Source organism: Pseudomonas sp. TE24901 (genome assembly GCF_054058375.1).
This window is the reverse complement of the sequence record NZ_JBSSAF010000013.1, coordinates 116,353-136,527: the sequence shown is the minus strand read 5'-3', so window position 1 is coordinate 136,527 and position 20,175 is coordinate 116,353. Positions and strand designations below refer to the sequence as shown.

General features: G+C 59.8%; 16 protein-coding genes. All 16 read left to right on the top strand.

Annotated elements, in window-relative coordinates:
* Positions 1 to 14: 14 nt before the first annotated feature.
* The gene (gene rseP, locus ACVWVP_RS24195; protein WP_457408457.1) at positions 15 to 1,367 is read left to right on the top strand and encodes a sigma E protease regulator RseP; all 1,353 of its coding nucleotides are present in this window, start codon (positions 15 to 17) and stop codon (positions 1,365 to 1,367) included.
* 74 nt (positions 1,368 to 1,441) lie between these two features.
* Positions 1,442 to 3,829 (top strand): outer membrane protein assembly factor BamA, encoded by a 2,388-nt coding sequence (gene bamA / locus ACVWVP_RS24190; RefSeq protein ID WP_176994694.1) that lies wholly within the window; start codon positions 1,442 to 1,444, stop codon positions 3,827 to 3,829.
* 45 nt (positions 3,830 to 3,874) lie between these two features.
* The gene (locus ACVWVP_RS24185) at positions 3,875 to 4,378 is read left to right on the top strand and encodes an OmpH family outer membrane protein (protein ID WP_003172279.1); all 504 of its coding nucleotides are present in this window, start codon (positions 3,875 to 3,877) and stop codon (positions 4,376 to 4,378) included.
* 3 nt (positions 4,379 to 4,381) lie between these two features.
* Complete coding sequence (lpxD, locus tag ACVWVP_RS24180) at positions 4,382 to 5,437, top strand: UDP-3-O-(3-hydroxymyristoyl)glucosamine N-acyltransferase (RefSeq protein ID WP_457408454.1); 1,056 nt, start codon at positions 4,382 to 4,384, stop codon at positions 5,435 to 5,437.
* 111 nt (positions 5,438 to 5,548) lie between these two features.
* The gene (gene fabZ, locus ACVWVP_RS24175; protein WP_003172281.1) at positions 5,549 to 5,989 is read left to right on the top strand and encodes a 3-hydroxyacyl-ACP dehydratase FabZ; all 441 of its coding nucleotides are present in this window, start codon (positions 5,549 to 5,551) and stop codon (positions 5,987 to 5,989) included.
* On the top strand, positions 5,986 to 6,762 hold the full coding sequence (lpxA, locus tag ACVWVP_RS24170) for an acyl-ACP--UDP-N-acetylglucosamine O-acyltransferase (RefSeq protein ID WP_176994696.1): 777 nt from the start codon (positions 5,986 to 5,988) through the stop codon (positions 6,760 to 6,762). The genes fabZ and lpxA overlap by 4 nt, the downstream gene beginning before the upstream one ends.
* Positions 6,763 to 6,764: 2 nt before the next feature.
* The gene (lpxB, locus tag ACVWVP_RS24165) at positions 6,765 to 7,904 is read left to right on the top strand and encodes a lipid-A-disaccharide synthase (RefSeq protein ID WP_259171803.1); all 1,140 of its coding nucleotides are present in this window, start codon (positions 6,765 to 6,767) and stop codon (positions 7,902 to 7,904) included.
* Positions 7,901 to 8,533, top strand: a complete 633-nt coding sequence (gene rnhB, locus ACVWVP_RS24160; RefSeq protein ID WP_178919020.1) for a ribonuclease HII — start codon at positions 7,901 to 7,903, stop codon at positions 8,531 to 8,533. The genes lpxB and rnhB overlap by 4 nt, the downstream gene beginning before the upstream one ends.
* Before the next feature lie 73 nt (positions 8,534 to 8,606).
* Positions 8,607 to 12,128 carry a DNA polymerase III subunit alpha gene (gene dnaE / locus ACVWVP_RS24155; protein ID WP_178919019.1) on the top strand — a complete coding sequence of 1,174 codons (3,522 nt, stop codon included), beginning with the start codon at positions 8,607 to 8,609 and terminating at the stop codon, positions 12,126 to 12,128.
* A 128-nt stretch (positions 12,129 to 12,256) separates the two neighbouring features.
* On the top strand, positions 12,257 to 13,204 hold the full coding sequence (locus ACVWVP_RS24150) for an acetyl-CoA carboxylase carboxyltransferase subunit alpha (protein WP_016974415.1): 948 nt from the start codon (positions 12,257 to 12,259) through the stop codon (positions 13,202 to 13,204).
* Positions 13,205 to 13,396: 192 nt separating this feature from the next.
* On the top strand, positions 13,397 to 14,716 hold the full coding sequence (tilS, locus tag ACVWVP_RS24145) for a tRNA lysidine(34) synthetase TilS (protein WP_457408450.1): 1,320 nt from the start codon (positions 13,397 to 13,399) through the stop codon (positions 14,714 to 14,716).
* A gap of 273 nt (positions 14,717 to 14,989) precedes the next feature.
* Positions 14,990 to 16,621, top strand: a complete 1,632-nt coding sequence (locus tag ACVWVP_RS24140) for a CTP synthase (RefSeq protein ID WP_034096253.1) — start codon at positions 14,990 to 14,992, stop codon at positions 16,619 to 16,621.
* Between the two features lie 5 nt (positions 16,622 to 16,626).
* Entirely contained in the window at positions 16,627 to 17,472 is an 846-nt protein-coding gene (gene kdsA, locus ACVWVP_RS24135; protein ID WP_010212442.1) for a 3-deoxy-8-phosphooctulonate synthase, read from the top strand.
* 157 nt (positions 17,473 to 17,629) lie between these two features.
* The gene (gene eno, locus ACVWVP_RS24130; protein ID WP_457408445.1) at positions 17,630 to 18,919 is read left to right on the top strand and encodes a phosphopyruvate hydratase; all 1,290 of its coding nucleotides are present in this window, start codon (positions 17,630 to 17,632) and stop codon (positions 18,917 to 18,919) included.
* Between the two features lie 183 nt (positions 18,920 to 19,102).
* Entirely contained in the window at positions 19,103 to 19,381 is a 279-nt protein-coding gene (ftsB, locus tag ACVWVP_RS24125) for a cell division protein FtsB (RefSeq protein WP_017137157.1), read from the top strand.
* Entirely contained in the window at positions 19,378 to 20,085 is a 708-nt protein-coding gene (gene ispD, locus ACVWVP_RS24120; protein ID WP_457408442.1) for a 2-C-methyl-D-erythritol 4-phosphate cytidylyltransferase, read from the top strand. The genes ftsB and ispD overlap by 4 nt, the downstream gene beginning before the upstream one ends.
* Positions 20,086 to 20,175 lie beyond the last annotated feature (90 nt).

The window sequence follows — 20,175 nt, the reverse complement described above, 5'->3', positions numbered from 1 at the left end:
TGCGGAGAAATTAGATGAGTGCGCTCTACATGATTGTCGGCACCCTGGTTGCTCTGGGTGTGCTGGTTACCTTCCACGAATTCGGCCACTTTTGGGTGGCGCGTCGTTGCGGCGTCAAGGTATTGCGCTTTTCCGTCGGTTTCGGCATGCCGTTGGTCCGCTGGCACGATCGCCATGGTACCGAGTTCGTGATTGCAGCCATTCCGCTGGGCGGCTACGTCAAGATGCTCGATGAACGTGAAGGCGAAGTGCCGGCCGATCAACTGGACCAATCCTTCAACCGCAAGAGCGTTCGTCAGCGTATCGCCATTGTGGCTGCGGGCCCGATTGCCAACTTCCTGTTGGCGATGGTGTTCTTCTGGGTCTTGGCCATGCTGGGCAGCCAGCAGGTGCGCCCGGTCATCGGTGCGGTCGAGGCGGACAGCCTGGCGGCCAAGGCTGGCCTGGTTGCCGGGCAGGAAATTGTTTCCATTGATGGCGAACCTACCACTGGCTGGGGCGCGGTCAACCTGCAGTTGGTTCGTCGCCTGGGCGAAAGCGGCACCGTCAATGTGGTAGTGCGTGAGCAAGACTCCACCACTGAAACCCCGCGTGAGCTGGTCCTGGATCATTGGCTTAAGGGCGCTGATGAGCCTGATCCGATCAAATCCCTGGGTATTCGCCCATGGCGTCCTGCGCTGCCGCCGGTACTTGCCGAGCTGGACCCGAAAGGTCCGGCCCAGGCTGCAGGCCTGAAAACCGGCGATCGCCTGTTGGCGCTTGATGGTCAGTCGCTGGGTGACTGGCAGCAAGTGGTCGATCTGGTGCGTGTACGCCCTGATACCAAAATTGTGCTGAAAGTTGAGCGCGATGGTGCTCAAATCGACGTCCCTGTGACCTTGTCGGTACGCGGGGAAGCCAAGGCGGCCGGGGGGTACCTGGGTGCTGGAGTCAAGGGCGTAGAGTGGCCGCCGTCGATGGTTCGGGAGGTCAGTTTCGGGCCTTTGGCAGCGATTGGCGAAGGTGCAAAACGCACTTGGACCATGAGCGTGCTGACCCTCGAATCCCTCAAGAAAATGTTGTTCGGCGAGCTCTCGGTAAAAAACTTGAGTGGACCGATAACCATTGCTAAAGTGGCGGGCGCTTCTGCCCAGTCGGGTGTCGCAGATTTCCTGAATTTCCTGGCTTATCTGAGTATTAGCCTGGGGGTTCTGAATTTGCTGCCCATTCCAGTATTGGATGGGGGGCATCTGTTGTTTTATCTGGTCGAGTGGGTGCGTGGTCGCCCCTTGTCGGATCGGGTGCAGGGTTGGGGGATACAGATCGGTATCAGTTTGGTGGTCGGGGTGATGTTGTTAGCCCTGGTCAACGATCTGGGACGACTGTAACGCTTCGCTGAATTGCGAATCTGCCGCATTTTGCGGCAGTTTGTTTATTGCCAGTTGGAATAAGAAAGGACTTCATGAAACGTCTGCTGCTAACTGCGGTTCTCACCGTATTGATGATCGCCGAAGTTCACGCCGAGTCCTTCACTATCTCCGATATTCGCGTCAACGGCCTCCAGCGGGTTTCCGCGGGTAGCGTCTTTGGTGCCTTGCCGTTGAACGTCGGGGAACAGGCTGATGACCGTCGCCTGGTGGAATCCACTCGTGCGCTGTTCAAAACCGGGTTCTTTCAAGATATCCAACTGGGTCGCGAAGGCAACGTCCTGGTCATCACCGTCGTCGAGCGACCTTCCGTCGCCAGTATCGAGATCGAGGGCAACAAGGCGATCTCCACTGAAGACCTGATGAAGGGCCTCAAGCAATCCGGCCTGGCCGAAGGCGAGATCTTCCAGCGCGCCACCCTTGAGGGTGTGCGTAACGAACTGCAACGCCAGTACGTTGCCCAGGGCCGCTACTCCGCGACCGTGGAAACAGAAGTGATCCCGCAGCCTCGCAACCGTGTCGGCCTGAAGGTCAACATCAACGAAGGCACCGTGGCTGCCATTCAGCACATCAACGTGGTGGGCAACACCAAGTTCTCTGATGACGACCTGATCGATCTGTTCGAACTCAAGACCACCAACTGGTTGTCGTTCTTCAAGAACGATGACAAGTACGCCCGTGAAAAACTCTCCGGTGACCTGGAGCGCCTGCGTTCCTACTACCTGGACCGTGGCTATATCAACATGGATATCGCTTCGACCCAGGTGTCCATCACGCCGGACAAGAAACACGTCTATATCACTGTCAACGTCAACGAAGGCGAGAAGTACACCGTTCGTGACGTGAAGCTCAGCGGCGACCTGAAAGTCCCTGAAGACCAGGTCAAGGCCCTGCTGCTGGTGCAGAAGAACCAGGTGTTCTCGCGCAAGCTGATGACCACCACTTCCGAACTGATCACCCGCCGCCTGGGTAACGAAGGCTATACCTTCGCCAACGTCAACGGCGTGCCGACCCCGCATGATGATGACCATACCGTGGACATCACCTTCGTTGTCGACCCAGGCAAGCGTGCCTACGTGAACCGTATCAACTTCCGTGGCAACACCAAGTCTGCGGACGAAGTGCTGCGCCGTGAAATGCGCCAGATGGAAGGTGGCTGGGCGTCGACTTACCTGATCGACCAGTCCAAGACCCGTCTTGAGCGCCTGGGCTTCTTCAAGGAAGTCAACGTCGAGACACCGGCTGTACCGGGTGTGGATGACCAGGTTGACGTGAACTACGCCGTGGAAGAACAAGCGTCGGGTTCGATCACCGCAAGCGTCGGCTTTGCACAGAGTGCGGGTCTGATCCTCGGTGGTTCGATTACCCAGAACAACTTCCTTGGTACCGGTAACAAGGTGTCCATCGGCCTGACCCGAAGCGAATACCAGAGCCGCTACAACTTCGGTTATGTCGACCCCTACTGGACTGCTGACGGTGTGAGCCTGGGCTACAACGCCTTCTACCGCACCACCGACTACAAAGACCTCGACGTTGACGTTGCAAGCTATGCGATCGACAGCCTGGGTGCCGGTGTCAACATCGGTTACCCGATCAGCGAAACTTCGCGTCTGACGTTCGGCCTGACCGCGCAACAGGATGAGATCAAGACCGGTGTGTACACCGTGGACGAGATCTTCAACTTCGTGCGTACCGAAGGTGACAAGTTCCTGAACTTCAAGGCATCGGCCGGCTGGTCTGAGTCGACCTTGAACAAAGGCGTACTGGCAACCCGTGGCCATTCCCAGAGCCTGACTTTGGAAGCAACCACGCCGGGCAGCGACCTGTCGTTCTTCAAGCTCGACTACCGTGGCCAGTTGTTCCAGCCATTGAGTGACAACTACACCATGCGCCTGCACACCGAATTGGGTTATGGCGATGGTTATGGTTCGACTCATGGTCTACCGTTCTACGAGAACTACTACGCAGGTGGCTTCAACTCTGTACGTGGTTTCAAGGACAGCACCCTCGGCCCGCGTGGTACTCCGAGCCGTGGTGTTGGCGTAACCGGCAACAATGGCACAGTGGCTGACTCGGACAACGACCCGCTGCCGTTCGGTGGCAACGTGTTGATCCAGGGTGGTGCGGAAATTCTGTTCCCGCTGCCATTCGTCAAGGATCAGCGTTCGCTGCGGACCTCGGTATTCTGGGACGTGGGTAACGTGTTCGACTCCAAGTGCGACCAGATCACCAACCCGAGTGGCGTGAAGTCTCAGACCCAGTGCAACGACATCAGTCTGAGCAACCTCGCCAGTTCTGTGGGTGTGGGTGTGACGTGGGTGACTGCGCTCGGCCCGTTGAGCTTTGCTCTGGCCATGCCGATCAAGAAACCGGATAACGCTGAAACCCAGATTTTCCAATTCTCCCTCGGCCAGACGTTCTAAGCGTCTGACCCAAGATAACGACAACGGATTCTGTAGGAGTACATCGTGCGTAAGTTGACTCAATTGGTTCTGCTGGCCACTGTGCTGGTAACCACCCCGGCCTTCGCCGAAATGAAAATCGCCGTCCTGAACTATCAGATGGCCCTGCTGGAATCGGACGCGGCCAAGAAATACGCCGTGGATGCCGAGAAGAAGTTCGGTCCGCAACTGACCAAGCTCAAAACCCTGGAAAGCAGCGCCAAGGGTATACAGGATCGTCTGGTTGCCGGTGGTGACAAGATGCAGCAAGGCGAGCGCGAGCGTCTGGAGCTTGAATTCAAGCAAAAGGCCCGCGACTACCAGTTCCAGTCCAAGGAGCTGAACGAAGCCAAGGCTGTTGCCGACCGTGAAATGCTGAAACAGCTGAAGCCGAAACTCGACAGCGCTGTGGAAGAAGTCATCAAGAAAGGTGCCTTTGACCTGGTGTTCGAGCGTGGCGCTGTGATTGACGTCAAGCCTCAATACGACATCACCCGTCAGGTGATCGAGCGCATGAACCAGCTGAAGTAAGCCATGACCGCGACTATCAAGCTCGGCGAGTTGGCCGAGTTCCTGGGGGCCACCTTGCGTGGCTCCAAGGAGAAAGAAATCACTGGGCTAGCCACCTTGCAGGAGGCTGGCCCAGCTCAGTTGAGCTTCCTCGCAAATCCCCAATACCGTAAATACCTGGTCGACAGTCAAGCCGCAGCCGTGTTGCTGAAGGCCGCCGACGCCGAAGGGTTTGCCGGGGATGCCTTGGTGGTAGCTGACCCCTACCTGGCCTATGCACGGGCATCGCACCTGTTCGATCCCAAGCCCAAGGCCGTAGCCGGGATTCACCCGTCTGCGGTGATCGCCGATGATGCCCAGGTTGATCCGGCGGCAAGTATTGGCGCCTTTGCGGTGATCGAAAGTGGCGCGCGTATTGCGGCTGGGGTAACGGTGGGTGCGCATTGCTTTATCGGCGCACGCAGCACCATTGGTGCCGATGGCTGGTTGGCGCCCCGTGTGACCCTGTACCACGATGTGCGTATCGGTGAGCGTGTGGTGATTCAATCGGGTGCCGTGATCGGGGGCGAGGGCTTCGGCTTCGCCAATTCGAAAGGCGTCTGGAACAAGATCGCCCAGGTGGGCGGTGTATTGATCGGCGATGACGTGGAAATCGGCGTCAATACCGCTGTTGATCGCGGGGCACTGGCCGATACCGTGCTTGGCAATGGCGTGAAGCTCGACAACCAGATTCAGATCGCCCACAACGTACAGGTCGGCGATCACACCGCCATGGCCGCGTGCGTAGGTATTTCCGGCAGCACCAAGATCGGCAAGCATTGCATGCTCGCCGGTGGCGTTGGGCTGGTGGGGCATATCGAAGTGTGCGACAACGTCTTCATTACCGGCATGACCATGGTGACCCACTCGATTACCGAGCCCGGGGCCTATTCATCCGGTACCGCCATGCAGCCCGCAGCTGAATGGCGCAAGAGCGCAGCGCGCTTGAGGCAGCTCGACGACATGGCTCGACGTCTCAAACAGCTGGAAAAGCGTGTTGGGGACGTGACCCCTGGCGGTAATGCTTCATCAGAAGGCTGATACCATTTCCATATCAAGTGTGCACAGCCGCTAGACTGCCTCCTTGATTTGCTAGCGGGGCGTGCTTTTAGTCCGCCCGCCCCCAATCTTTATTACAGGCTTCCCCCCGAAATGATGGACATCAACGAGATTCGCGAATACCTGCCTCACCGTTACCCGTTCCTGCTGGTGGACCGCGTAGTGGACCTCAATGTCGAGGAAAAGCGCATTCGTGCCTACAAGAATGTCAGCATCAACGAACCGTTCTTCAACGGTCACTTTCCTGCGCATCCAATCATGCCGGGCGTGCTGATCATCGAAGCGATGGCCCAGGCTGCCGGTATCCTTGGTTTCAAAATGCTTGACCTCAAGCCTGCCGACGGCACGCTTTACTATTTCGTGGGCTCCGACAAGTTGCGTTTCCGCAACCCGGTCACGCCCGGTGACCAGTTGATCCTGGAAGCCAAGTTCATCAGTTGCAAGCGTCAGATCTGGAAGTTCGAATGCCAGGCGTCGGTCGACGGCAAGCCAGTGTGCTCCGCCGAGATCATCTGTGCGGAACGCAAACTATGAGTTTGATTGACCCTCGCGCAATCATCGATCCGTCGGCCGTACTGGCCGCCGACGTTGAGGTCGGCCCGTGGTCGATCATCGGCGCAGGTGTGGAAATCGGCGAGGGGACAGTCATCGGGCCGCACGTGATCCTCAAAGGTCCGACCCGCATTGGCAAACACAATCGCATCTACCAGTTCTCCTCGGTAGGCGAAGACACCCCGGACATGAAGTACAAGGGTGAGGAAACGCGCCTGGTAATCGGTGATCACAACATCATTCGTGAAGGCGTGACCATTCACCGTGGCACCGTGCAGGATCGTGCCGAGACCACGCTGGGTGACCACAACCTGGTCATGGCCTATGCGCACATCGGCCACGACAGCGTGATCGGCAACCACTGCATCCTGGTCAACAACACCGCCCTGGCGGGCCATGTGCACGTTGATGATTGGGCGATCCTGTCCGGTTTCACCCTGGTGCATCAGTACTGCCATATCGGCGCCCACAGCTTTTCCGGCATGGGCACCGCCATCGGCAAGGATGTACCGGCGTTTGTCACGGTATTCGGCAACCCGGCTGAAGCGCGCAGCATGAACTTCGAAGGCATGCGCCGTCGTGGTTTCAGTGAAGATGCGATTCACGCCCTGCGTCGCGCCTACAAAGTGGTCTACCGCCAGGGGCTGACCGTTGATCAGGCGTTGGCCGAACTGGCCGAGCCTGCAGCACAGTTCCCGGAAGTCGCTGTGTTCCGCGACTCGATCCAGGCGTCGACTCGCGGCATCACTCGCTGATTATGGCCAATCTGCGTATCGCGCTGGTGGCCGGGGAAGCTTCCGGCGATATTCTGGGCGCAGGTTTGATGCGGGCCCTCAAGGCCCAGCATCCTGCGGTGGAGTTCATCGGCGTTGGTGGCCCCTTGATGCAGGCTGAAGGCCTCACCTCTTACTTCCCCATGGAACGCTTGTCGGTCATGGGGCTGGTGGAAGTGTTGGGCCGGCTGCGTGAGTTGCTGGCCCGCCGCAAGTTGTTGATCCAGACACTCATTGAAGAAAAGCCTGACGTTTTCATCGGAATCGACGCGCCCGACTTCACCCTCAATATCGAACTCAAGTTGCGTCAGGCCGGCATCAAGACCGTGCACTACGTCAGCCCGTCCGTGTGGGCGTGGCGGCAGAAGCGCGTGTTGAAGATCCGTGAAGGCTGCGACCTGATGCTGACCCTGCTGCCGTTCGAGGCCAGGTTCTATGAAGAGAAGGGCGTGCCGGTGCGGTTTGTCGGGCATACCCTGGCCGATACCATTCCGTTGCAGGCCGATCGCGCGGCGGCCCGGGCCGAACTGGGCTTGGCCGATGGCCCGCTGGTTGCGTTGATGCCTGGCAGTCGAGGCGGGGAAGTCGGCCGCCTGGGTGCCCTGTTTTTCGACGCGGCCGAGCGTCTGATGGCCTTGAAGCCTGGGGTGCGTTTTGTGCTGCCCTGTGCCAGCCCGCAACGCCGAGTACAGATCGAAACACTGCTGGAAGGCCGCAACCTGCCGTTGACCTTGCTTGATGGCCAGTCGCACCTGGCGCTGGCGGCCTGCGATGCAGTGCTGATCGCCTCCGGCACGGCTACCCTGGAAGCCTTGCTGTACAAGCGCCCGATGGTCGTGGCCTATCGTCTGGCGCCGCTGACCTTCTGGATTCTCAAGCGCATGGTCAAAAGCCCTTACATCTCCTTGCCCAACCTGCTGGCCCAGCGCCTGCTGGTGCCGGAGTTGTTGCAGGACGATGCGACGCCGGACGCCCTGGCGCAAACCCTCTTCCCGCTGATCGAGGGTGGCGAAGAGCAGACCCGTGGCTTCGACGAGATTCACCGCACCCTGCGTCGTGATGCGTCGAACCAGGCGGCAGATGCCGTGCTGACCTTGATCGGCCACAAACAGGAAACCCTATGACGACGCAAATGGGCCTGGATTTCAGCTTGGTGGCCGAAGCCCACGAACTGGTGGCTGGCGTTGATGAAGTCGGACGCGGCCCGCTGTGCGGTGCGGTCGTCACGGCCGCGGTGATTCTCGACCCGAACCGCCCGATCCTGGGCCTTAACGACTCGAAAAAACTCACCGAAGCTCGTCGCGAAAAGCTTTTTGACGAGATCTGCGAGAAAGCCCTGAGCTGGCATATTGCCCGAGCCGAGGTCGAAGAAATCGACGAATTGAACATCCTCCACGCCACCATGCTGGCCATGCAGCGCGCGGTGGAAGGCCTGCACGTCACGCCAAAACTGGCGATGATCGACGGCAACCGTTGCCCCAAGCTGGCCATGCCGGCGGAAGCGGTGGTGAAGGGGGATAGCAAGGTGCCAGCCATTGCCGCCGCCTCGATCCTGGCAAAGGTCAGCCGTGACCGTGAAATGGCGGCTTTCGAATTGATCTACCCCGGCTACGGCATTGGTGGGCATAAAGGCTACCCGACGCCCGTTCATCTGGAAGCCCTGGCTCGCCTGGGGCCCACGCCGATCCACCGCCGCTCGTTCGCCCCGGTGCGCCAGGCTTACGAGGCGCGGGAGAGCCTGAGCGAGGTTTAGTCGCGAGGCTGATGTTTTTGCCAAGGCCCGGTACAATCCGGGCCTTGTTGTTTTCCACGTATAAGAGATCACTATGCCGGCTTCATTCGTTCACCTACGCCTGCACACTGAATACTCCCTGGTCGACGGCCTGGTACGGATCAAACCGCTGGTCAAGACTCTGGTGGGCATGAACATGCCTGCGGTCGCGGTGACCGATCAGAACAACATGTGTTCGCTGGTCAAGTTCTACAAGAACGCCATGGGCGCCGGCATCAAGCCGATCTGCGGCGCCGACCTGTGGCTCTCCAATAAAGACCCGGATAACCCACTGAGCCGCATCAGCCTGCTGGCGATGAATGGCGTCGGTTACCGCAACCTCACCGAATTGATTTCCCGTGGTTTTATCGACGGCCAGCGCAATGGCTCGATCATCATCGAGCGCGAATGGGTCGCCGAGGCCAACGAAGGCCTGATCATGCTCTCAGCCGCTAAAGAGGGCGAGATCGGTATCGCGCTGCTGGGCGGTAACCCCCAGGAGGCCGAAGTGCTGGCCAGTGAGTGGATGCAGGTCTTTCCCGAGCGTTTCTACCTGGAAGTCCAGCGCACCAACCGCCCCAACGATGAAGAGCACCTGCACGCCGCCGTCGCCCTGGCCGACAAACTGGGCGCACCGCTGGTGGCCACCAACGATGTGCGCTTTATCAAGAAGGAAGACTTCGAGGCCCACGAAACCCGCGTGTGCATCGGTGAAGGCCGAGCGCTGGATGACCCGCGCCGCTCCAAGAACTACAGCGAAGAGCAGTACCTCAAAAGCGCCGAGGAAATGGCCGAGCTGTTCAGCGACCTGCCCGAGGCCCTGGAAAACTCCGTCGAAATCGCCAAGCGCTGCAATATCGAAGTGAAGCTGGGCAAGCACTTCCTGCCCAACTTCCCGATTCCCGATGGCATGACCATCGATGAGTACTTCCGCAAGGTATCGTTCGATGGCCTGGAAGAGCGGCTCACGGTCCTGCTGCCCAAGGACACTACCGAAGATTACGACGCCAAACGCCAGGTCTACGTCGACCGGCTGAATTTCGAGCTGGATATCATCATCCAGATGGGGTTCCCCGGTTACTTCCTGATCGTGATGGACTTTATCCAGTGGGCCAAGAACAACGGCGTGCCGGTGGGTCCTGGCCGGGGGTCAGGTGCTGGCTCGCTGGTGGCCTATGTGCAGAAGATCACCGACCTCGACCCGCTGGAATATGACCTGCTGTTCGAACGGTTCCTGAACCCGGAACGGGTTTCCATGCCCGACTTCGACGTCGACTTCTGCATGGACGGTCGTGACCGCGTGATCGAATATGTGGCCGAAAAATACGGCCGCAACGCGGTCAGCCAGATCATCACCTTCGGTTCGATGGCCGCCAAGGCTGTAATCCGCGACGTGGCGCGGGTGCAGGGTAAGTCCTACGGCCTGGCGGACCGCCTGTCGAAGATGATTCCGTTTGAAGTCGGCATGACCCTTGAAAAGGCCTTTGAGCAGGAAGAGATCCTGCGTGACTTCATCAAGGTCGATGAAGAAGCCGCCGAAATCTGGGACATGGCCCGCAAACTCGAAGGCGTGGTGCGTAACGTCGGCAAGCACGCCGGTGGTGTGGTTATTGCGCCCACCAAACTCACCGACTTTTCGCCGATCTATTGCGACGAAGAAGGCGACGGCCTGGTAACCCAGTTCGACAAGGATGACGTGGAGGCGGCCGGCCTGGTGAAGTTCGACTTCCTCGGCCTGCGAACCCTGACGATCATCGACTGGGCGCTCAAGACCATCAACCGTGACCGCGCCAAGGTGGGCGAAGAGCCGCTGGACATCGCGTTCATCCCGCTGGACGACAAGCCGACCTACACCCTGCTGCAAAAAGCCGAAACCACGGCGGTGTTCCAGCTTGAATCCCGCGGTATGAAGGAGCTGATCAAGAAGCTCAAGCCCGACTGCCTGGAAGACTTGATCGCACTGGTGGCCCTGTTCCGTCCGGGCCCGCTGCAATCGGGCATGGTGGATGACTTCATCAACCGTAAGCACGGCCGCGCCGAGCTGGCGTATCCGCACTCCGACTACCAGTACGAAGGCCTCAAGCCCGTACTGGCACCGACCTACGGCATCATCCTGTACCAGGAACAGGTGATGCAGATTGCCCAGGTGATGGCCGGCTACACCCTCGGCGGCGCAGACATGCTGCGTCGAGCCATGGGTAAGAAAAAACCCGAGGAAATGGCCAAGCAGCGCGGCGGTTTCATTGAAGGTTGCGCCACCAACAATATTGACGCGGACCTGGCCGGTAACATTTTCGACCTGGTAGAGAAATTCGCGGGTTACGGCTTCAACAAATCCCACTCCGCCGCCTACGGCCTGGTGTCGTACCAGACCGCCTGGCTGAAAGCCCACTACCCGGCGCCGTTCATGGCCGCGGTGCTCTCGGCGGATATGCACAACACCGACAAGGTCGTGACCTTGATCGAGGAAGTGCGCACCATGAAGCTGCGCCTCGACGCGCCGGACGTGAACGCCTCGGAGTTCAAGTTCACGGTGAACGACGAAGGCCGCATCATCTATGGTCTGGGCGCGATCAAGGGCGTGGGCGAAGGCCCGGTGGAAGCCATCACCGAAGCGCGCCAGGACGGGCCGTTCAAGGATCTGTTCGACTTCTGCGCGCGGGTCGACCTCAAGCGCATCAACAAACGTACCCTCGATGGCCTGATCCGCAGCGGCGCGCTCGACCGTCTTGGCCCGTATTTTCATGATGAGCCCAAGGCCTACCAGGCGAACATCGATCGCAATCGCGCGGTGCTGCTGACCGCCATGGAAGAAGCGATCAAGGCCGCCGAGCAAACCGCGCGCACCCACGACAGTGGTCACGCCGACCTGTTTGGCGGGCTGTTCGTCGAGGAAGATGCCGATGTGTACGCTAACCACCGCAAGGCCAAGGAGCTGACCCTCAAGGAGCGCCTCAAGGGTGAAAAAGACACCTTGGGCCTGTACCTCACCGGTCACCCGATTGACGAGTACGAAGGCGAGATCCGCCGCTTTGCCCGTCAGCGCATCATCGACCTCAAGCCTGCGCGGGATACCCAGACCGTTGCCGGCATGATCATCGCCCTGCGGGTAATGAAGAACAAAAAGGGCGACAAGATGGGCTTCATCACCCTCGACGACCGCTCGGGCCGTATCGAAGCGTCACTGTTTGCCGACGCATTCCACTCCGCCCAGTCGCTGCTGCAGACCGACGCCATGGTGGTGGTGGAAGGGGAGGTCAGCAACGACGACTTCTCCGGTGGCCTGCGCCTGCGGATCAAACGGGTGATGAGCATGGAAGATGCCCGTACCAACCTGGCCGAAAGCCTGCGTTTGAAGGTGAAAACCGAGGCGCTCAAGGGCGATCAGCTACGCTGGTTGGGTGACCTGCTCAAACGCCACCGTGGCGCGTGCCCGGTGACCATGGAGTACACCGGCAGCGACGCCAAGGCCATGTTGCAGTTTGGCGAGACCTGGCGAATTGATCCCGCCGATGGCTTGATTCAAGCTTTGCGTGACCAGTTCGGGCGAGACAACGTCTTCCTCCAATACCGTTGACGGTCAGGGCACCTGATCTCGACTAAACATTTAATCTCGACCTAAACGCGCCTCTCCCTTAAGGTAGGGCGCGAATAGACAACCGGCTGGCCAGGCACTCCCTGGCCGTCGACCCAAGACGGACGCTTATGAACCCGAATTTTCTTGATTTCGAACAGCCGATCGCTGACCTGCAAGCCAAGATCGAAGAGCTGCGCCTGGTCGGCAATGACAATTCGCTGAATATCGGCGATGAAATCTCCCGCCTGCAAGACAAGAGCAAGACGCTCACCGAAGACATCTTCGGCAAGCTGACCAGCTGGCAGATCGCGCGCCTGGCCCGCCACCCGCGCCGTCCGTACACCCTGGACTACATCCAGCACATCTTCACCGAGTTCGACGAGCTGCACGGTGACCGTCACTTCTCCGACGACGCGGCCATCGTGGGCGGTATCGCTCGCCTGGACGACCAGCCGGTGATGGTGATCGGCCACCAGAAAGGCCGTGAAGTGCGCGAGAAGGTGCGCCGCAATTTCGGCATGCCGCGTCCGGAAGGCTACCGCAAGGCGTGCCGCCTGATGGAAATGGCTGAACGTTTCAAGATGCCGATCCTGACCTTCATCGACACCCCGGGTGCTTACCCAGGTATCGACGCCGAAGAACGCAACCAGAGCGAAGCCATCGCCTGGAACCTGCGCGTCATGGCCCGCCTGAAAACCCCGATCATCGCCACCGTGATTGGTGAAGGGGGTTCCGGTGGTGCACTGGCCATTGGCGTGTGCGACCAACTGAACATGCTGCAATACTCGACCTACGCGGTGATCTCGCCGGAAGGTTGCGCCTCGATCCTGTGGAAAACCGCAGAAAAGGCGCCGGACGCTGCCGAAGCCATGGGCATCACCGCAGATCGCCTCAAGGGCTTGGGCATCGTGGACAAGGTCATCGCCGAGCCATTGGGCGGTGCCCACCGCGACCCGGCTGCCGCGTCTGCCACCATCCGTGCTGAACTGGCATCGCAACTGGCGATGCTCAAGAAGCTGGATAACGAAGCGCTGCTGGCCCGTCGCTACGAGCGCCTGATGAGCTACGGTCTCTAAGACCCACGCAATACCCAATGTGGGGGCCAGCTTGTGTGGGAGCGTGGCTTGCCCGCGATGCAGGCGCCTCGGTTATGCAGTTGTACCGAGGTGATGCTATCGCAGGCAAGCCAGCTCCCACACAAGCCAGCTTCCACATTTGCTTTGTGTATGCTGGGCTGACGTACTCCAGATTTGCAGCGGTAACCTGTGATGAAACCAGCTCTGTCCGGCAAACTCCTGCAAACCCTGGCCCCCTGGCGCAATGCCCCGGCCTGGCACATCGCATTCTCGGGTGGCCTTGATTCCACCGTCCTGCTGCACCTCCTGGCCTCTTTGGCAAACACCGAAACCCTGCCACCCCTCAGTGCTGTGCATGTTCACCATGGCCTGCAAGCAACTGCTGACCTGTGGCCGGAGCATTGCCAGTCGGTATGCGACACGTTGGGCGTGCCGCTGCGGATCATGCGCGTGCAGGTCCGGCCCGGTGCCAGTCTTGAGCGTGCCGCCCGCGACGCACGCTACCAGGCCTTCGCCGAAGTGATCGGGGCAGGGCAGGTGCTGCTGACGGGCCAGCATCGCGATGACCAGGCTGAAACCCTGCTCTTCCGCTTGCTGCGCGGGGCAGGCGTGCGCGGGTTGGCGGCAATGCCGGTGCAGCGCCCATTGGCGGATGGTTACCTGGTGCGGCCACTGCTGGATGTCTCCCGTGAAGCGCTGGAAGCCTACGCCCACGCGCATCAGCTCAAATGGATCGAAGACCCCTCGAATGCCGACCCGCGTTTTTCCCGCAACTACCTGCGTCATCGCGTGTTTCCCGTGCTCACCGAGCGCTGGCCCCAGGCCGTCTCAAGCCTGGCGCGTACTGCGGAGCATCTGAGTGAAGCCCAAGGCCTGCTGGATGAGCTGGCTCGGATGGATCTGCACGCTGCCGATCAACCCTCACCCTTTCCCTGGCTGCCCTTGCCGTCCTTGGCTCTTGCGCCTTTGTGCGAGCTTTCCGGCGCCCGCCAGCGCAATGCCTTGCGTCATTGGCTGAACCCACTGACCCGTTTGCCCGACAGTGACCACTGGGCTGGCTGGGATGCCTTGCGCGATGCCAAGGGTGACGCGCAGCCCCTATGGCGCCTGGCCGACGGTGAATTGCACCGTTGTGGCGAGCGTATCTGGTGGTTGCCTGTCACTTGGTCGGATTTTTCGGGCGACGCAGTGAGTTGGACTTGTCCAGAAAAAACATTGGCGTTGCCCGGTAATGGCGAGCTGGAAATTGTCGGCAAGGTGCCCGAAGGGCCGTTCGAGGTTCGCTATCGCCAGGGAGGCGAAATCGTGGAAGTGCCAGGTCGCGGCCGGCGAGACTTGAAGCGCCTGCTGAATGAGTGTGGGTTGCCGGGGTTCGTGCGTGGCAGATTGCCGCTGCTGTATCAGGGCGAGCAATTGCTGGCTGCCCCAACCCTTGCCGGGCTGTGGCGCGGCCCGGCAAGTGACTGGCAATTGCATTGGGTGCCACAGAGCTGCGATAGAGGTTTGAGCTGATAGAGCCTTTCCGGTAGACTACGCTCCCTTCTTGATACAACTTCTGTGGATTCTCCTGAATCGCAGCAGTTGCCGATTACCAAGCAGTCTTTGCTGGGCGATTCCAAAAAATGTGTAGCGATCAACGTACCGGTGTTTCACTGCTGGTCTGTCACAACGCGGCGGTTTTTTTGAAAGGTGCACTGTGATTAATGCAGGTGATCGGGGGCTTCGGCCTTCCTTCGCTTTCCCCGGCGGCTCGGACCGCTTTAACGCAGACTTCTAGGGTTTTTCATGACGCGCTACATATTCGTCACGGGCGGTGTTGTTTCTTCATTGGGGAAAGGCATTGCCTCCGCTTCATTGGCGGCCATCCTGGAGGCGCGGGGACTTAAGGTCACCATGCTCAAGCTGGACCCGTACATCAACGTTGACCCGGGCACCATGAGCCCGTTCCAGCACGGTGAAGTGTTCGTCACCCACGACGGCGCCGAGACCGACCTGGACCTGGGCCACTACGAGCGGTTCATCCGCACGACCATGACCCAGAACAACAACTTCACCACTGGCCGTGTCTACGAGCACGTGCTGCGCAAAGAGCGCCGTGGTGACTACCTGGGTGCAACCATCCAGGTGATCCCGCACATCACCGACGAGATCAAGCGCCGCATCATCAAGGGTGCAGGCGATGCCGACGTGGCGATGGTCGAGATCGGTGGCACCGTGGGTGACATCGAATCCCAACCGTTCCTCGAAGCCATCCGCCAGTTGCGTTTCGAAGTCGGCGCCAAGCGCGCGATGCTCATGCACCTCACCCTGGTGCCGTACATCGCCACTGCCGGCGAGACCAAAACCAAGCCAACCCAGCACTCGGTCAAGGAACTGCGTTCCATCGGCCTGCAGCCGGACGTGCTGGTGTGCCGCTCCGATCACCCGATCGACATTTCCTCGCGTCGCAAGATCGCGCAGTTCACCAACGTTGAAGAACGTGCGGTGATCGCGCTGGAAGACGCCGACACCATCTACAAGATCCCGGGCATCCTGCACTCGCAGGGCCTGGATGATTTTGTGGTCGAGCGTTTCGGCCTGCAATGCGGTGGTGCGGACCTGTCCGAGTGGGACGCCGTGGTCGACGCCAAGCTCAACCCTGAGCACGAAGTCACCATCGCCATGGTCGGCAAGTACATGGAGCTGCTGGACGCGTACAAGTCGCTGATCGAAGCGATGAGCCACGCCGGTATCAGCAACCGTACCAAGGTCAACCTGCGCTACATCGACTCTGAAGACATCGAGAACCAGGGCACTGCGCTGCTCGAAGGTGTCGACGCGATCCTCGTCCCGGGCGGTTTCGGCCTGCGTGGCGTGGAAGGCAAGATCACTGCCGTGCAGTACGCTCGTGAGAACAAGGTGCCGTACCTGGGTATCTGCCTGGGCATGCAAGTGGCCGTCATCGAGTTCGCTCGTAACGTGCTGGGCTGGAAAGACGCCAACTCCACCGAGTTCGACAGCAAGAGCGGCCACCCGGTCGTGGGCCTGATCACCGAGTGGGAAGATGCCACCGGCGCTGTTGAAGTCCGTACCGAAGCGTCCGACCTGGGCGGCACCATGCGCCTCGGCGCGCAAGATTGCCTGCTGGAGCCGGGCTCGCTGGTTCACGACTGCTACGGCAAGGACGTGATCGTCGAGCGTCACCGTCACCGCTACGAAGTGAACAACAACCTGCTGCCGCAGATCAAAGAAGCTGGCCTGAAAATCTCCGGCCGCTCCGGTGATGGCGCGCTGGTTGAAGTGGTTGAAGCACCGGATCATCCATGGTTCGTGGCGTGCCAGTTCCACCCTGAGTTCACTTCGACGCCGCGTGACGGTCACCCGCTGTTCAGCGGTTTCGTCAAGGCTGCACTGACGCAACACCAGAAGAAGGCGTAACCCTGATGGCCCAGAAGATCATTCGCGTCGGCGACATCGAGATTGCTAACGACAAGCCCATGGTGCTGTTTGGCGGCATGAACGTGCTGGAAAGCCGCGACATGGCGATGCAGGTCTGTGAAGAGTACGTCAAGGTCACCGAGAAACTCGGTATCCCTTACGTATTCAAGGCCAGCTTCGACAAGGCCAACCGTTCGTCCGTGACCTCCTATCGCGGCCCGGGCCTTGAAGAAGGCATGCGGATCTTCCAGGACATCAAGCAAGCCTTCGGCGTGCCGATCATCACCGACGTCCACGAGCCTGAGCAGGCTGCCGTGGTCGCTGAGGTGTGCGACATCATCCAGTTGCCGGCCTTCCTGTCGCGCCAGACCGACCTGGTCGTCGCGATGGCCAAGACCGGCGCTGTGATCAATATCAAGAAAGCCCAGTTCCTCGCGCCCCAGGAGATGAAACACATCCTGAACAAGTGCGTGGAAGCGGGTAACGACCAGTTGATCCTCTGCGAGCGGGGTTCGAGCTTCGGCTACAACAACCTCGTAGTGGACATGCTCGGTTTCGGCATCATGAAACAGTTCGAATACCCGGTGTTCTTCGACGTGACCCACGCGCTGCAAATGCCCGGTGGTCGTGCCGACTCCGCGGGCGGGCGTCGTGCCCAGGTGCTGGACCTGGCCAAGGCGGGCATCAGCCAGTCGCTGGCGGGCCTGTTCCTGGAGGCTCACCCGGACCCGGACAACGCCAAGTGCGATGGCCCTTGCGCCCTGCGCCTGGACAAGCTGGAGCCGTTCCTGGCCCAGCTCAAGCAGTTGGACGAACTGGTCAAGAGTTTTCCGACGGTAGAGACCGCGTAAGCCGCGTTTCTCCGGTAGAATTTCCCACGCTTTACGCTCAGGCCTACGGGCCTGAGCCTTGTCGTCTGCAAGCCTGCCTCGTTGTTCCACCCTTGCGGTCGGTCAAAAGATTTCCTTCAGCTGCGTCGTTTTCGTCAACTTTGGAGTGTTTACAACAATGGCAAAAATCGTCGACATCAAAGGTCGTGAAGTTCTCGACTCCCGTGGCAACCCCACCGTCGAAGCCGACGTGCTTCTCGATAACGGCATCATCGGCAGCGCCTGCGCGCCGTCCGGTGCTTCTACCGGTTCGCGCGAAGCGCTGGAACTGCGTGATGGCGACAAGAGCCGTTACCTGGGCAAGGGTGTACTCAAGGCTGTAGCCAACATCAACGGCCCGATCCGTGACCTGTTGCTGGGCAAGGATCCGCTGGACCAGAAAGCCCTGGACCACGCGATGATCAAGCTCGATGGCACCGAAAACAAAGGCAGCCTGGGCGCCAACGCCATCCTCGCCGTGTCCCTGGCCGCTGCCAAGGCCGCTGCCCAGGACCAGGACCTGCCGCTGTACGCACACATCGCCAACCTGAACGGCACGCCGGGTGTTTACTCCATGCCGGTACCGATGATGAACATCATCAACGGTGGCGAGCACGCCGATAACAACGTCGACATCCAGGAATTCATGGTGCAGCCGGTTGGCGCCAAGTCCTTCTCCGAAGGCCTGCGCATGGGCACCGAGATTTTCCATCACCTCAAAGCTGTGCTGAAGGCCCGTGGCCTGAGCACTGCAGTGGGTGACGAAGGTGGTTTCGCACCAAACCTGGCGTCCAACGAAGATGCACTGAAAGTGATCTCCGAAGCCGTGGCCAACGCTGGCTACAAGCTGGGCACCGACGTGACCCTGGCCCTGGACTGCGCGGCCAGCGAGTTCTATGAAGACGGCAAGTACAACCTGTCCGGCGAAGGTCAGGTGTTCAACTCCGAAGGTTTTGCTGACTACCTGAAAGGCCTGACCGAGCGCTACCCGATCATCTCGATCGAAGACGGCCTGGACGAGTCCGACTGGGACGGCTGGAAAATCCTCACCGACAAGATCGGCGAGAAAATCCAACTGGTGGGCGACGACCTGTTCGTGACCAACACCAAGATCCTGAAAGAGGGCATCGACAAGTCGATCGCCAACTCGATCCTGATCAAGTTCAACCAGATCGGCACCCTGACCGAAACCCTGGAAGCCATCCAGATGGCGAAGGCTGCGGGTTATACCGCCGTGATCTCCCACCGCTCCGGCGAAACCGAAGACTCCACCATTGCCGACCTGGCCGTGGGTACTTCGGCGGGTCAGATCAAGACCGGTTCCCTGTGCCGTTCCGACCGTGTTTCCAAGTACAACCAATTGCTGCGCATCGAAGAGCAACTGGCTGGCAAGGCCAAGTACAACGGTCGTGGCGAGTTCCGCGGCTGATCGCTACTTGATGTAAAGCATGGTAAAAAGTCGACGGGTTGCGTCGGAAAAAACTCGATGGAGTGGATTTCGGCGCTAATCTGATGGCTATCAAGCACAAGCCTGGTTTTTCCAGGCTTCGTGCTATCAGTTGCTTCAAAAGTTTTGCATGGCTGTCTTTTTTTACTGGATACCCGGATTTCGATGCGCAGTCCCAATTGGTTGTTCCTCGTCTTGCTCTTGTTGCTGGCTGGCCTGCAATACCGCCTTTGGGTGGGTAATGGCAGCTTTGCGCAGGTGAAAGAACTGACCCAGCAAATTGCCGACCAGCATGCCGAAAACGAACGTCTGCTGGAGCGCAACCGCGTCCTCGATGCTGAAGTGCTTGAGTTGAAAAAAGGCACGGAGACCGTTGAGGAACGGGCTCGTCATGAATTGGGCATGGTCAAGGAGGGCGAAACCCTCTACCAGTTAGCCCAATGAGCAACTCCCTACCGGCCTTCTGGGCCGTGATTCCTGCCGCGGGTGTGGGTGCCCGTATGGCTGCGGACCGTCCCAAACAGTACTTGCAACTGGGCGGGCGCACTATTCTTGAACACAGCCTCGGCTGTTTCCTCGACCATCCTTGCCTCAAGGGCCTGGTGGTCAGTCTTGCTTCTGATGATCCTTATTGGCCTGCCCTGACGTGTGCGGCCGACCCGCGCATTCAGCGTGCGGACGGCGGCTCGGAACGATCGGGCTCGGTGCTCAATGCCTTGCTGCACCTCAATGCCCTGGGTGCCAGCGATGACGACTGGGTGTTGGTGCATGATGCGGCGCGGCCGAACCTGAGTCGCGATGACCTGGACCACTTGCTTGCCGAGCTGGCGGACGACCCGGTGGGCGGCCTGCTGGCGGTGCCGGCCCGCGACACGCTCAAGCGCGTCGACAAGCACGGTCGGGTGGTGGAAACCGTCGACCGCAGTTTGATCTGGCAGGCCTACACGCCGCAGATGTTCCGCCTGGGGGCCTTGCACCGTGCGCTGGCTGACAGCCTGGTGGCCGATGCGGTGATCACCGACGAGGCCTCGGCTATGGAATGGTCCGGCCAGGCACCGCGCCTGATTGAAGGGCGCTCGGACAATATCAAAGTAACCCGGCCCGAGGATCTGGAGTGGTTGCGGTTGCGGTGGGCTAACCGGCACTAGTCAATTGCACCGCGTCGACTCTTTCGCGAGCAAGCCCGCTCCCACTTTTGACCGCGTACATTCTGGAGAAATACGGTCGAATGTGGGAGC

What these genes read in the sequence shown, in the direction of transcription:
- rseP (WP_457408457.1), top strand. Translation starts at nt 15, where the DNA reads ATGAGTGCGCTCTACATGATTGTCGGCACCCTGGTTGCTCTGGGTGTG.
- bamA (WP_176994694.1), top strand. Translation starts at nt 1,442, where the DNA reads ATGAAACGTCTGCTGCTAACTGCGGTTCTCACCGTATTGATGATCGCC.
- lpxD (WP_457408454.1), top strand. Translation starts at nt 4,382, where the DNA reads ATGACCGCGACTATCAAGCTCGGCGAGTTGGCCGAGTTCCTGGGGGCC.
- fabZ (WP_003172281.1), top strand. Translation starts at nt 5,549, where the DNA reads ATGATGGACATCAACGAGATTCGCGAATACCTGCCTCACCGTTACCCG.
- lpxA (WP_176994696.1), top strand. Translation starts at nt 5,986, where the DNA reads ATGAGTTTGATTGACCCTCGCGCAATCATCGATCCGTCGGCCGTACTG.
- lpxB (WP_259171803.1), top strand. Translation starts at nt 6,765, where the DNA reads ATGGCCAATCTGCGTATCGCGCTGGTGGCCGGGGAAGCTTCCGGCGAT.
- rnhB (WP_178919020.1), top strand. Translation starts at nt 7,901, where the DNA reads ATGACGACGCAAATGGGCCTGGATTTCAGCTTGGTGGCCGAAGCCCAC.
- dnaE (WP_178919019.1), top strand. Translation starts at nt 8,607, where the DNA reads ATGCCGGCTTCATTCGTTCACCTACGCCTGCACACTGAATACTCCCTG.
- ACVWVP_RS24150 (WP_016974415.1), top strand. Translation starts at nt 12,257, where the DNA reads ATGAACCCGAATTTTCTTGATTTCGAACAGCCGATCGCTGACCTGCAA.
- tilS (WP_457408450.1), top strand. Translation starts at nt 13,397, where the DNA reads ATGAAACCAGCTCTGTCCGGCAAACTCCTGCAAACCCTGGCCCCCTGG.
- ACVWVP_RS24140 (WP_034096253.1), top strand. Translation starts at nt 14,990, where the DNA reads ATGACGCGCTACATATTCGTCACGGGCGGTGTTGTTTCTTCATTGGGG.
- kdsA (WP_010212442.1), top strand. Translation starts at nt 16,627, where the DNA reads ATGGCCCAGAAGATCATTCGCGTCGGCGACATCGAGATTGCTAACGAC.
- eno (WP_457408445.1), top strand. Translation starts at nt 17,630, where the DNA reads ATGGCAAAAATCGTCGACATCAAAGGTCGTGAAGTTCTCGACTCCCGT.
- ftsB (WP_017137157.1), top strand. Translation starts at nt 19,103, where the DNA reads ATGCGCAGTCCCAATTGGTTGTTCCTCGTCTTGCTCTTGTTGCTGGCT.
- ispD (WP_457408442.1), top strand. Translation starts at nt 19,378, where the DNA reads ATGAGCAACTCCCTACCGGCCTTCTGGGCCGTGATTCCTGCCGCGGGT.